We start from the raw sequence: 13006 nt of genomic DNA, 5'->3' as shown, positions 1-13006 counted from the left end.
TGTTACTTATACAAATAACGGAAACGGTTACCCCTAGTCTGGTAAGCATAATTATTACATATTTATTTGCTTAATGTGTTTTTAGGTGTTTTTACAATTGGGTCAGCAGTTCACCGGCAACGAGGAGGAATAGTTGCATCAGCTTTAGATTAGCGGTGTAGTCGCGGGAATTATGCTGCCTGTAAAACAGGTTTTCCCGCAATACCTTCAGTGCGTGAATGATGTGATTTTCCACTGTTTTTTCGGAGAGACTAAGCTGATCGGCTATTTCACGGTATTTGAGTCCATCGAAGCGACTCATTTTAAACACCTTGCAGCATTGCCTGGGGAGTTTTTCTATTTCCTGATAGATCAGCAGTTTCAGTTCCTGTTCTTCCTGGAGATCCTGTAGGTAGCTGTCTGTAAGAGATGCTGCGATGAGTGAATGATGGCGGGCAATATTTTTTTCTCTTTTGAGATAGTTAATGGCGTGGTTGATCACCGCCTTGTACAGATAGGCGCGTAGCGCGCCGTTTTCATCCAGCAGGGCGGGTTGTTCCCATATTTTTATAAATACTTCCTGTACCAGTTCCTGGGCGATGCCGGCATCTTTTACGTAGCGAAACGCTGTCATGGCCAGTTCCTGGAAATGACGTTCGTAAACAAAGGTAAAGACCAGCCTGTTTTTTGCATGGACTTCCCTGATCAATGCCGCCTCACTCAACTGGTTAATATCGCTGGTTTTCACCATTAGGTCGTCTCTTTTCCAGGTATTCAGACTATAAGATATAAAAAAAATACCAGGATTTAACGGATTAATTTGAGCGACTCGGGTCCCGGCATAATTCCTGCTGTAGGGGGGCTTATGCATCATGTTACTGACCTTGAAATCGAAAAGCAGTTGCTCCCGCTGTTAGACTTTACGGGGAATCCCTATGCCCTGCAACAGCTGAAGGATTTGTTGCTCCATTTGCCCGGAAGCAGTGCTGCGGTATATGAAAGACAAGCGATCATAAAGGCCCTGATAAATAACGGTTACGTATTAACAGGACCGAATTATTCCCGGCAGGATTTTGAAGAAGTGTACGCCTTTTTCGGGCGGTTGAACAGCCAGACCATTTATTATGACAGTAACCCCGCTATTGCCGCTTTCCAGCTGGCATGGCGCCGCCGTTACCGGTATGAAGTAAAGGGGAAGCTGATCCAGCTGGTATTGATGATGGAGCGCCTGCATCAATATTTTGATGGGGTGGAAGCAACCGTGTTTCCGGATGTATTGGCAAAGCGGATAACCGCGATGAAGGTCTTTCTGCAACAGTTCCGGGCAGCAGAAATGGCGGACCATATCCGCAACGATGCATTCGGCCTCCGGGACCAGGTATTTTTGCTGGATTTACTGAACCGGCAACTGGAAGAGGAAGAAGTGAAAATCCAATGGGAAACTTTTTTCCTATATGAAGCGTGGCTGTCGCTGGCGAAGGCGATGGTGAAACATAACTTCTCTTTTCCTGAATTTCAGGAAGGTGGGTTGACAATGAAGGCGTTTTATCATCCGTTGTTAAAGCAACCGGTAAAGAATGACCTTACTGCCACCGGTAATGTAATGTTGCTGACGGGGCCGAATATGTCCGGGAAGTCCACACTGCTGAAGGCTATCGGGCTATGTGTATACCTGGCGCATGCCGGTATGGGCGTGCCTGCTGCTTATTGCCGGTTACCTTTTTTCGGTAGTATTACCATCAGCATAAATTTATCGGATGACCTGAAAAACGGGTACAGTCATTTTATGATGGAGGTACAGCAGCTGAAGCAGGTACTGTTGCAGGCTAGTGCCGGAAAAAAATGTTTTGCCATTTTCGATGAGCTGTTCCGTGGTACCAATGTGGATGATGCGCTGGATATTTCCCGGCAAACAATCAGCGGCCTCGCTGCTTTTAACAATAGCTTTTTTGTTATCTCCACGCACTTGTATCAACTGAAACCTTTTGTCACCAGCGCCAGCGCCTATTATATTGATTGTGTGCTGCATGAAAACATGCCCCGTTTTTTGTACACGCTGAAGCCGGGATGGTCTGATCTTAAAATCGGCTGGATTATTTTTGAACAGGAAGGATTACCAGCTTTGTTGGGAATTTGATTGGTTATTTTTTATTACGGGAGATAAATATTCGCGGATATCATAAGTTGACTGTCCGGAGTTGTTTTTTTTAAGAAGATAATACCAGTTATTCCACTAAAAGAGGCACTTCCATGGTAAAATTATATCATCTTCGAAAAAAAATGCAAAATCGTTTTAGTTATCTGAAAATAATTATATTTTTATGTCCGGGCTGTGGTGCTCTCCCGGAATTATTTTTACAAAAATGCCAGCTCAGAAGCCTGAATCTAAAAATTATTCACTTGTTCATTTAAAGCTAAATCTAAAATTATTCACGTATTTAATTAAATAGTGCGGAAAGTAACAAACCGCTACGCTGGCCATAAATGCTAAATCGATTGTGCTAAGCGTATTTTCACGTTGAATGTAAACCTGTTTTTTCAAGTTATTTGTTTACTGTTTGTATTGTAGTGTTATGATGTACTGTAGTTATATGACAGAACGGGTTGGTATGCCTGGTAGTAGCAGCATGCCACTGTAGTTAACAACAACTTTTAGTTTAGTGGTACGCGTTATGAGAAAGGTTGCTATAACTCAATGGCGGCACGTCCATTGACTTCTTTCATTCATTCACTATTTATTTTTGCAGGATGGTATCGTCCTGCACTTGTTATTAACAAAATCAAGTTATGCCAAAATGTATGTAGTGTAATTAGCCGACTTATCTACGCCACGTAGTCCTGATGATTTATTTAAACTCATTCCAGCAAGCACGGAAGGGGTACTGTCCTTTCTATGAAAAATCGTTTTAGCATTCACTTTTTATAAACCAAAAAAACCAAACGTATGAAGAAAAAATTGACACTTCTAATGCGAACTGGCCTGCAAAGCACCTTGCTGTTGCTCATAACTTTGCTGGCCTTTTCGCAGGAGAGAAAAATTACCGGAAAGGTGTTTGATTCAAGGGACAACTCACCGCTACCTGGTGTATCTGTACAGATCAAAGGCACTTCTTCCGGTACATCTACCGGAGTAGACGGTAGTTACAGCATCACCGTTCCGGGAAACAACACCACACTCATATTTTCATTTATCGGTTATACATCCATCGAAAAACTGGCAGGTAACAATGCCAGCTTAAATGTGGCATTGAGTACAGATGTTACATCGCTGGAAGACGTTGTGGTAGTAGGTTATGGTACCCGGAAAAGATCCGATCTCACCGGCTCCGTTGCTTCTGTAAGAGCTGCTGCATTGCAGGAACGCCCGGCACCATCTGTAAACCAGGCATTGAGTGGCCGTATTGCCGGTGTACAGGTAAGTACTAACTCCGGTCGCCCCGGTGGTCAGACGAAAGTCCGTATCCGTGGTTTCAGCTCTATCAATACTACAAACAACCCATTGTATGTAGTAGATGGCGTAGCACTTCCCGTAGGTGCACAAACACAGAACAGTAACGCCATCGATTTTATTAACCCTAATGATATCGAATCTGTGGAAGTATTGAAAGATGCTTCTGCTACCGCTATTTATGGTGCAAGGGGTGCAAATGGTGTGGTACTCGTTACTACTAAAAAAGGAACCGCTACAGGTGGCAGGGTTACTTATGATACTTACCTGGGAGCCAACACCATCGGGCCTCACCGTGTAAAAATGCTGAATGCAAAAGAGTACATGGCTGTAGAAGATCTGGCCTGGAAAAATGCAGAAATATATGATCCGGCAGGATGGGCAAATGGTGACTATGTATCAAAAGATCCCAAACTGAAAAGAACCGATGAGCGTTTATTTGATAAACAAGGTAATCCGCTCTACGATACTGACTGGTTAAAGGAATCCGTACAGCATAAACTGTCACAGAGCCATCAGCTTGGATTTACTGGTGGAAACGCAGATACACAATATGGTTTGTATCTGGGCTACCTGGATGATAATGGCCTGTTATTAAACTCTTACCTCAAACGTTACTCTGCCCGTTTCAGCATCGACACAAAAATAAAAGAGTGGCTGAAAGTAGGTGGTTCACTGAGCTATAACAACCAGGAAGAAAACATTGTAGATATAGGTACCGGTGGTTTGAACTCTGTTCGTATGATTACGGAAGGATTACCTTTCCTGCCGATAAAATTTGAAGACGGTAGCTGGTCTAATAATAAAGTATATCCAGGTGCTGAAGGTGGTTCAAATCCCGTACAGATCTTAACGGACCGTAAGTATATCCTGAATACACAGAACCTGCTGGGTAATGCTTATGCAAATATCTCCCTGGCTAAAGGACTGGAATTACGCAGTGTACTGGGAACAAACGTGGTTACCCGTGGCCGCAATGAATATATGGGCAGATCATTGCTCGATATTTCTGCTTCACAGGGTGGTATCGCTATCCTTGATAACGGAAGGGAAAGTTTCTGGTCATTCGAAAATTATCTGACCTATAATAAAAAATTCGGTAAAGATCATTCCTTTAACGGTATGTTAGGTTTATCCTGGCAGGAGAACAATATGTTCGGTTTTAATACCCGTGCAGAAAACTTCTCTACCGATTATTTCCAGGAAAATAAACTGGGCGCCGGTTCTAATATCCCCGCCAGTGGTACCGATTCACGTCGTAACCGGTATGCATTTAATTCTTATTTCGGCAGGATTAACTATACTTATAAAGACCGTTACCTGTTAACATTAACAGGTCGTGCAGATGGTTCTTCCCGTTTTGGTAAAAATCACAAGTATGCGTTCTTCCCTTCTACAGCCCTGGCATGGAGAGTATCAGAAGAAGATTTCTTGAAAGGGAATTCCGTACTATCTAATCTGAAACTGCGTACCAGCTTTGGCGTTACAGGTAACTCAGAACTGGATCCGTATAAGTCACTGGCTACATTGGCTGCAAATACAAACTATGCTGCTGTGCTGGGTGGTGCAAAAGTACAGGGTGTAGGTACCAACAGGTTGGCCAATCCGGATCTGAAATGGGAAAAAACGGCACAATATGATTTTGGTGTGGAAGTAGGCTTACTGAATAACCGCATCAACCTGGAAGCGGATCTGTACTACCGCAAAACCACAGACATGTTGCTGGATGCGCCCGTGCCTTCCACCAGTGGTTACACCACTATCACAAGGAATATCGGTTCCATGGAAAACAAAGGGGTGGAACTGTCAATAAACGCCCTGGTCATCAACAAACAAGATTTCTCCTGGAACAGTACTTTTAATATCTCCTTCAACAGGAATAAAGTATTGTCACTGGCTACTCCTGCTGACATCTTCGGTATAGGTGGTCCTAACTTCACTAACCAGACCAACATTATTCGTGTAGGCGAACCCGTTGGATCATTCTGGGGCCTTGTGCGCCTCGGTACCTGGAGCACTGCTGAAGCAGCTGAAGCAGCGAAATTTAAAGACTACCGTGGTGGCAAACCCATTTTACCGGGTGATATCAAATACCTCGATGTTAATGGTGATCACGCTATTACAGATGCGGACCGTATGATTATTGGTAACGGTAACCCTAAAGGATGGGGCGGTTTTATCAACACCTTTAAGTACAAAAATTTCGACCTGACCATTGAGTTGCAATACATGTATGGCAATGATGTACTGAACATGACACACCACTCCGGTGAAGACCGTACCGGTCTTGCTAACAGCTTCAGCTCTGTGCTGGACTACTGGACACCTGATCATCAGAACACCATGATTGCTGCACCACGTAATCCATCTGCCGGTTATGTAACCAATGTGGATACACGCTGGGTAGAAGATGGTTCCTATCTCCGTGGCAAGAACCTGTTGCTGGGTTACACTTTCAACAGTTCAGTGGTGGAAAAATTACACCTGAGCCGTCTCAGGATCTATGGTTCTGTACAGAACTTCTTCCTGAAAACCAAGTTCAGCGGAAACGATCCGGAAGTAACTACTTATGGTGATGCATTTGCACAGGGACAAACCTTCTTCGACTATCCCAAACCAACTACTTACATGGTGGGATTAAATGTGGCGTTTTAATTTGTTCGTACTCAAAAAGATTAACTTATGAAGAGAAATATCATCAATAAAACATTGCAGCTGGTACTTAGTGGTGCCATGCTGATAGGCATGGGCAGCGGGTGCCAGAAATTCCTGGATGAGCAGGATCCTTCCAACCTGAGTCCGGACAGTTATTTTACCTTACCTGAACATGCGGATGCTGCTGTATATGCCGCTTATGCGCGTACCAGGCTGGTAGGATACGGCGCCGGTATATTTTCCAATAACTTTCAGCTGCTGGATGCACCTACCGGTACAATGACTACCGGTACTGCGCAGAACTCTGATCTGAATAACCTGTTAGGATTGGTGTACAACGGGGATAACCTGCATATCGGTCAGTGGTGGAAAGAGTTGTACCGCGAAATTGCACAAACCAACCTGGTGCTGGATAATGTGCCTAATATTAATCCTATGGATGAAGCACGGAAGAAAGCTGTGCTGGGAGAAGCTCATTTCCTGCGTGCCTGGGCTTATTTTTATGCTGTCAGACTTTGGGGAGATGTACCCTTGATCCTGAAATCGCAAACGCCCCTTTCAGAGGATTTTAATCCTTCCCGCGCCAAAACGGAAGATGTATACGCTTCTATTGTACAGGATCTGCAGACTGCTGAAGCTGCTGGCTTATCCTGGACTAATACCAGTGGTCGAGTAGGACTGGCCGCTGTTAAAGCGGAACTGGCAAAAGTATACCTGACCATGGCAGGGTTCCCGCTCAACAAAGGAGCTGCTTACTACAAGCTGGCTGCTGATAAAGCGAAGGAAGTAATTGATTATGCGAATGCACATCCGGGTGAAATAGGATTGTTTGCCAACTATAGTGATCTGCACAGTTCAGCTATGAATAACAAACTGGAACACCTGTTCCAGGTGCAGTACCTGACCGGTGTGGAAGAAAATCCGCTGCAATCAATTATGCTGCCTAACAACTCCCTGTCTAAAAACATCTCTGCTACCGGTAGTGGTGTAGGTAGTTCTATGCCTACTCACTCTTTCTATGACTCTTACAAAAAATTTGAGCCGACAGATAAACGCACAGATGAACAACAGTTCTTCTATACTTCTTATTTTGTTGATGGTAGCGGTGCCGCCTTTCCTTTAGGCGCTCCCTATATCTTCAAACATTTTGATGTGGAATCACATGGTATGCCTGGTAAACCTGGTACCAAACACAGTAACCTGAATGTACCGCAGATCCGCTATGCAGAAGTATTGCTGATATATGCAGAAGCACAGAACCGTTCAGAGGGAGCTGCTAACATAGATGCATACAAGGCTTTGAATGCTATCCGTCAGAGAGCTAACCTGTTACCGCTTGCTGGTTTGTCACAAACAGCATTTGAACAGGCAGTATGGCGTGAACGCTGGCATGAATTCTGTTTTGAAGGCATTATCTGGTTTGATATGGTGCGCCTGCAAAAAGTATACAATGAAGATACCAATGGCTTTGATGCCTTCATTGGTCACATCAATAAAAACTCGGGTTCTGCATTGGAGAAGAAACATTTACTGTTCCCGCTGCCAATATTTGAAATGAAGAACAACCCGAACCTGACACCACAGAACGAAGGGTACTAGCCATAATTGTTGAGGAATAAGAAAAGGGAGATGATTGTTTTCATCTCCCTTTTTTATTTTTAAAAAACGGGAATAGGAAAGGAGTAGGCGCCATAAAAAAGTCCTGAACAACCGTTCAGGACTTTTATTTTTTGTAGCGAGGAGCGGATTCGAACCACTGACCTTCGGGTTATGAGCCCGACGAGCTACCTCTGCTCTACCTCGCAATGAGGTGCAAATGTAGACAAATAAATCATTCTACAAAATTTAATACAAATATTTTTTGCAGTGAATAGAAATGGAGGATGTTTTTATGCCTGCTTTGTTTATGAAGATAATAATTTTTCTGAGCCTGATGTAACCCTTTATTAACAGGTGTTTCGGCAGATTTTAAAAAAGATATTCACCATGCTGATCAAAGACTTGCTATCCGGAAAAAAATCGTGGAAAATATTTTTCCGGATAGCATATTATCAGGAAAGACGGAATACATGCGAACTAACTGGGATGTATACACGCTTATTTAATTTATTTTTTCAGCGGCTCCCATAAAGAAAATCATATTCTGCTTCTGCGCAATCGCAGCAGCACATTCACTAATGCGTCAATATCGCCGCAGGTATTATAAAATGCGAGCGATGGCCGTACTGTGCTTTCCACACCAAATCGCCGGAGAATGGGCTGTGCGCAATGGTGCCCAGATCGTACGGCGATCCCTTCCTGGTTGAGTGCCGCGCCTACCTGTTCCGTCGTGAAGTCTTTAAAAACGAAAGACAGCACACTGGTCTTGTCGGGTGCGGTGCCTATCAAACGCAGTCCGGGTACCTCTTTCAGCAGTTGCGTGGCGTATAGCAGCAGGTAATGTTCGTACTGTTGGATTGCGTCAATGCCGATAAGGTTTACATAATCGATGGCGGCGCCTAAGCCAACAGCATCGGCTATATTACCGGTACCTGCTTCAAAGCGGGTAGGGGTGTTTTGATATTGCGTGTGTTCAAAGGTTACGTCTTTGATCATATTCCCGCCACCTTGCCACGGCTGTGTTTCATTGAGAAGGGCTTCCTTGCCGTAGAGCACACCGATGCCGGTAGGACCAAATATTTTGTGTCCGGAGAATACGTACCAGTCGCAATTTAGCAGTTGCATATCCGCACGCATATGAGACACCGCCTGCGCGCCGTCTACCAGTACCTTGGCGCCTGCGTGGTGTGCCATTTCCACCATTTTCTGTGCAGGCGTAACAGTACCCAGTGCATTGGATACCTGTGTGAAGGCTACCAGCTTGGTTTTGGGACCAAGCAGTTTGGCATATTCATCCAGCAGTACTTGTCCGTCATCATCCACAGGAATCACTTTAATGAGCAATCCTTTCCTGGTGGCCAGTTGTTGCCATGGTACGATGTTGGCGTGATGTTCCAGGTGGCTGAGAATAATTTCATCACCGGCTTGCAGGAACTGTTCCCCCCAGCTTTTGGCTACGAGGTTGATGGCTTCCGTAGCGCCGCGTACAAACACAATTTCACTGACGGAAGCCGCATGCAGAAAGGCGCGCACTTTTTCGCGGGCGCCTTCGTAAGCGTCGGTGGCGCGGGCTGCCAATGCATGTGCTGCCCGGTGGATATTAGAGTTTTCATGCGCATAGAAGTGGCTGATGCGGTCAATAACATGTTGTGGTTTCTGGGTGGTGGCCGCATTGTCGAGCCATATCAACCGGTGTCCGTTCACATGTTCCTGCAGGATGGGGAAGTGCGACCTGACCAGGTTTACGTCCAGCGGCGCGGTAGTGGCGCCGGTGGAGGCATGCTGAAAATCTGTCTGTGGCCGTGCTGCGATGCCGCTTGCCGGCACATGATCGGGCAAAAAATAATACGGTGCGCCATAGCCCTGTAGCTGACTGGAGAGGGGAGGCGACTGTATCTGTTTCAACGCCTTGTGCAGCTCCTCTTCAAATGACGGATCAAAAGAAGCGGGACGTTGCTGTATGGCGGATGGAGAGCTGCCGCTACCGGCTACAGATGCGGGTACCTGTCCGGTACCGGCAAAATGGGGGTCCGGTAAACTGGTGGGCGCTTGTGTAACATCGGCTACGCTGCCCTGCTGTAGAAGCGGGTCACCGGCTGCCACCGATGGCGGATATTGCGGTGTGGGCTGATCGTTACCGCTTTGCATCGCGCGGAATAACTGGTTAGCCAGTTGTTCCAGGGCTTTGGTATCCGGTAATCCATCTGCCTGAAAATTATTTGTATTCATGGTATTTTCCTATTTCTACATCATCGAGCACAGCGATGGCATCATCTACCAGTACCGCCAATGAACAGTAAAGAGAAACCAGGTAAGAAGCGATGGCCTGGTGGTTGATACCCATAAAGCGGACAGACAGACCGGGTGATTGCTCGCCGGGTAAATCAGGTTGATAGAGTCCGATAACACCCTGTCTGCTTTCGCCGGTACGTAACAGGATGATTTTGGATTTACCTTTATCAACAGGCACTTTGTCGGATGGGATCAACGGAATGCCACGCCAGGTAAGGAACTGCGAGCCGAATAAAGAAACCGTCGGCGGGGGTACCCCCCTGCGGGTGCACTCACGGCCAAAAGCGGCTATCGCCAAAGGATGCAGCAGGAAAAAGCCCGGCTCTTTCCATACTTTGGTGATCAATTCGTCCAGGTCGTCCGGTGTGGGAGCACCGGTACGGGTCTTAATACGTTGCGATGAGGTAATGCTGTGCAGCAGACCATACTCTTTGTTGTTGATCAATTCACTCTCCTGCCGCTCTTTGATGGTTTCAATGATCAGACGCAACTGTTCACTGATCTGATTGTAGGGCTTGCTATAGAGGTCGGATACGCGCGTATGTACGTCCAGCACTGTATTTACGGCGCTCAGATTGTATTCCCGCGGATTTTCTATGTAGTCCACATAGGTCTGGGGAAGTTCGCGTTCATCTCTGCCGGAACAATCTACGGTTACATTGCGCTCGTCTTTTACTTTGTTGAGACGGTACACACCAGACTCCACAGGGATCCAGCTCATTAAACGGGTGAGCCACCGGGGTGTGATGGTGGACATCTGCGGCACCGTACGGGTGGCAATGGCGAGTTGTCTGGCGGCAACATCACCCAGCGCCGTCTGTGTTTTGTTCTTACTTACTTCGGCCATGTGGAGATTGGTTTTTTAAGTTAAGAGAATAGCAGTCTTTAATCTTAGAGAGCATTGTGGTGGCTTGTCTCTCTTCCGATCGGCAGGTGTTGAATTATAATTTAATTTAAGCCTTTTTTAGTAGAAATAAAAAACCCCGTAAGTACATTACTTACGGGGCGCAAAAAGTTTATTTTTCTATCAGAGATCAGAGTAGTCGGTAGGCGTCAGAAACAGGATATCCGATTTGGACACATTGTGGCTGTACTCCGGTAAAGCGGAAAGCTTTTTCCATCTCTCATCAGCGGAAAATGATTTCCAGTGGGCATCCCTGTCTGCTTTATTATTAAAGGTGGTCATATACATCAGGTTGGGCATTCTGCCGCCAGACAATACTTCTCCATAAAAAACAGCATTAAAACCAAGACTTTTAAAGATACCTACTTCATCGCCATCATTAAACATTTTCACTTTGTTAACATAGTATTTCTCGGTCGGACCTTCATAACTGCGTAGTTCGTATACCCGTTCACTTTTAGGACCTGTCAATGCAGGGGCGGCCATCACCGGCATTCCGGAGAATGCCCGTAGTAAAATCGATTCTACACGCACGAAAGGTACATCATCATATACGGCATCGATATAAGATTGTCCGTCGCGCTGGAAAACCTTATCGGCGTTCAGTATATTATCTATGCTGTTAAATTGTTCCAGGCTGCGGAAAGGAATCAGCACATAGATCAGGATACCGGAAGTATCGCTGTCCACCGGTTTAAAAACACCTACCTGTTTGATGCCCGCACGATGTAAGGCCGGTAAATAGGCCGTTTGGAGAAAACTGTCTACACGCGCTTCCTGGCTGGCAGTTTTCAGGTGATAAATTTTAATCTGATAAAATTCTCTACCTTTTGCAAAGAGAGAAGAGCAACACAACATGAATGAAAAAGCGAGCGTTGAGATTTTCATGGTTTAATTGTTAAGTAGACAACAAAATAATCGAAAAAGTTCAGGTTTAATAGTCCTGAGATTTATGCCTTAATTTTGGGCAGTCAAAAGCTGTAAATTTTAAACTTATTATATGTCTGATCCGGTAATGTTGATAGAACAGGCTAACAGCCGTGGTACACTTTACGCCGTGGTTGAACAGGATGACAGGGTGGCTTATTTTTACCTTTATCCTTCCGAGTTGCTGAGTAGTAAATATTCTCCGCGGCCTTGCTGGTTGCGTAACCTGCAACCCGCGCCGGAAAAAAAGGATGTAGCGGCCATGAAAGAAGGGATGGCGCCAATGATGGAAAGGCGCTTCTGCAATCATCCGGAAGGAAAGGAGCCATTGCAGAAAGAACTGATCACAATTGTATGGATGGAAGAAGGCGATGGCGCCGCCATGATGTATGACGGTGAGCTACTGGGTGTTATTCCGGGCTGGGGGCTGTATTCAGAAGAAAAGGCAGTGGCCTATGCCGCAGATTGTATTGGTGCTGATGACGATGACCTGATTTTTCCGCTGGGCACTCCTGCTACCAATATATTGCATAAAAGAGTCACCCAGGCTATCGATTTCTGGAAGGGATGGGTGGAAGAAACCAGCCAGCAATGGAGCATTTTACAGGACCAGTTTATCCAGGCCTATGAGGCGGCATTCGGTAAAACACAGCAATACTATGCCATTGATGGCGGACAATGGCCGCCGATGGCATTGGCTAAATACGAACAGGATGACATCGTATACCTGATCACGTTAGGTGTCAGTATCCGCCCGATGCCGTGGGTGGAAATCCTCTACAGTGAGCGCGCGCCCGGCTTCCGGAGAATGGAACTGGCCATGGCCATCAGCAAAAAGGATTATCCCGAGGAAGAGATCATGAAGATGGCGGAAATCATGTCCGGCCTGGCAGACCGCCCCTGGAAACAAATTACCTGGCTGGGAGAGGGACATACAGTGAGTGCAACAGAGCTGCCTGATCCCTATGATAGCCTGATCCTTTCCGCCGCCTTGTACACCGGCCCTGTTATCAACCTGCCGCCTATGTATGGCGACGCGGTGAATTTATACTGGTTGGCGCCGGTTACAGAACTGGAACGCGCCTACGCACATCATAAAGCCAACGCCGGTTATGACCTGCTGGAGAAAATGATCAACAGCGGAATCACGCATTTGGTGAAGAAAAGAGAAGAAGTGGAGATTTAATATGGGTAGATAAAAG

8 protein-coding genes and 1 tRNA gene are annotated in these 13006 nt (G+C 45.8%); 4 read left to right on the top strand and 5 right to left on the bottom strand.

Annotation, left to right across the window (positions count from 1 at the left end; genetic code table 11):
* Window positions 1-91 precede the first annotated feature (91 nt).
* Entirely contained in the window at window positions 92-730 is a 639-nt protein-coding gene (locus ABQ275_RS20125) for an RNA polymerase sigma-70 factor (protein ID WP_349314944.1), read from the bottom strand.
* Between the two features lie 114 nt (window positions 731-844).
* Between ABQ275_RS20125 and ABQ275_RS20120 the strand changes: the two genes are divergently transcribed.
* From ABQ275_RS20120 to ABQ275_RS20110, 3 genes are all read left to right on the top strand, one after another.
* The gene (locus tag ABQ275_RS20120; protein WP_349314943.1) at window positions 845-2116 is read left to right on the top strand and encodes a MutS-related protein; all 1272 of its coding nucleotides are present in this window, start codon (window positions 845-847) and stop codon (window positions 2114-2116) included.
* Between the two features lie 807 nt (window positions 2117-2923).
* Window positions 2924-6082, top strand: a complete 3159-nt coding sequence (locus ABQ275_RS20115) for a TonB-dependent receptor (RefSeq protein ID WP_349314942.1) — start codon at window positions 2924-2926, stop codon at window positions 6080-6082.
* Between the two features lie 27 nt (window positions 6083-6109).
* Window positions 6110-7681 carry a RagB/SusD family nutrient uptake outer membrane protein gene (locus tag ABQ275_RS20110; protein ID WP_349314941.1) on the top strand — a complete coding sequence of 524 codons (1572 nt, stop codon included), beginning with the start codon at window positions 6110-6112 and terminating at the stop codon, window positions 7679-7681.
* A gap of 134 nt (window positions 7682-7815) precedes the next feature.
* On the opposite strand, the gene ABQ275_RS20105 is transcribed toward ABQ275_RS20110, so the two are convergent.
* From ABQ275_RS20105 to ABQ275_RS20090, 4 genes are all read right to left on the bottom strand, one after another.
* A tRNA-Met gene (locus ABQ275_RS20105) sits at window positions 7816-7887 on the bottom strand.
* 331 nt (window positions 7888-8218) lie between these two features.
* Window positions 8219-9910, bottom strand: coding sequence for a family 2A encapsulin nanocompartment cargo protein cysteine desulfurase (locus ABQ275_RS20100; protein ID WP_349314940.1), 1692 nt, complete (start codon window positions 9908-9910; stop codon window positions 8219-8221).
* Window positions 9897-10820, bottom strand: coding sequence for a family 2A encapsulin nanocompartment shell protein (locus ABQ275_RS20095; RefSeq protein ID WP_349314939.1), 924 nt, complete (start codon window positions 10818-10820; stop codon window positions 9897-9899). Before ABQ275_RS20095 ends, ABQ275_RS20100 begins: the two co-directional genes overlap by 14 nt.
* 180 nt (window positions 10821-11000) lie before the next feature.
* A complete protein-coding gene (locus ABQ275_RS20090) occupies window positions 11001-11765 on the bottom strand; it encodes an NIPSNAP family protein (RefSeq protein ID WP_349314938.1) in 765 nt (254 codons plus the stop codon).
* Window positions 11766-11877: 112 nt separating this feature from the next.
* Here ABQ275_RS20090 and ABQ275_RS20085 point away from each other — a divergent pair, with 112 nt between their 5' ends.
* Window positions 11878-12990 carry a suppressor of fused domain protein gene (locus ABQ275_RS20085; protein WP_349314937.1) on the top strand — a complete coding sequence of 371 codons (1113 nt, stop codon included), beginning with the start codon at window positions 11878-11880 and terminating at the stop codon, window positions 12988-12990.
* Window positions 12991-13006 lie beyond the last annotated feature (16 nt).

Source organism: Chitinophaga sp. MM2321 (assembly GCF_964033635.1).
Taxonomy (GTDB): Bacteria; Bacteroidota; Bacteroidia; order Chitinophagales; family Chitinophagaceae; genus Chitinophaga.
Note: the sequence above shows the minus strand (reverse complement) of the source record. Positions and strands in the feature narration are given on the sequence as shown.

Excerpts from the sequence above, each read along its gene's own strand:
- ABQ275_RS20115 (WP_349314942.1), top strand. The coding sequence starts at position 2,924 with ATGAAGAAAAAATTGACACTTCTAATGCGAACTGGCCTGCAAAGCACC.
- ABQ275_RS20090 (WP_349314938.1), bottom strand. The coding sequence starts at position 11,765 with ATGAAAATCTCAACGCTCGCTTTTTCATTCATGTTGTGTTGCTCTTCT.
- ABQ275_RS20110 (WP_349314941.1), top strand. The coding sequence starts at position 6,110 with ATGAAGAGAAATATCATCAATAAAACATTGCAGCTGGTACTTAGTGGT.
- ABQ275_RS20085 (WP_349314937.1), top strand. The coding sequence starts at position 11,878 with ATGTCTGATCCGGTAATGTTGATAGAACAGGCTAACAGCCGTGGTACA.
- ABQ275_RS20100 (WP_349314940.1), bottom strand. The coding sequence starts at position 9,910 with ATGAATACAAATAATTTTCAGGCAGATGGATTACCGGATACCAAAGCC.
- ABQ275_RS20125 (WP_349314944.1), bottom strand. The coding sequence starts at position 730 with ATGGTGAAAACCAGCGATATTAACCAGTTGAGTGAGGCGGCATTGATC.
- ABQ275_RS20120 (WP_349314943.1), top strand. The coding sequence starts at position 845 with ATGCATCATGTTACTGACCTTGAAATCGAAAAGCAGTTGCTCCCGCTG.
- ABQ275_RS20095 (WP_349314939.1), bottom strand. The coding sequence starts at position 10,820 with ATGGCCGAAGTAAGTAAGAACAAAACACAGACGGCGCTGGGTGATGTT.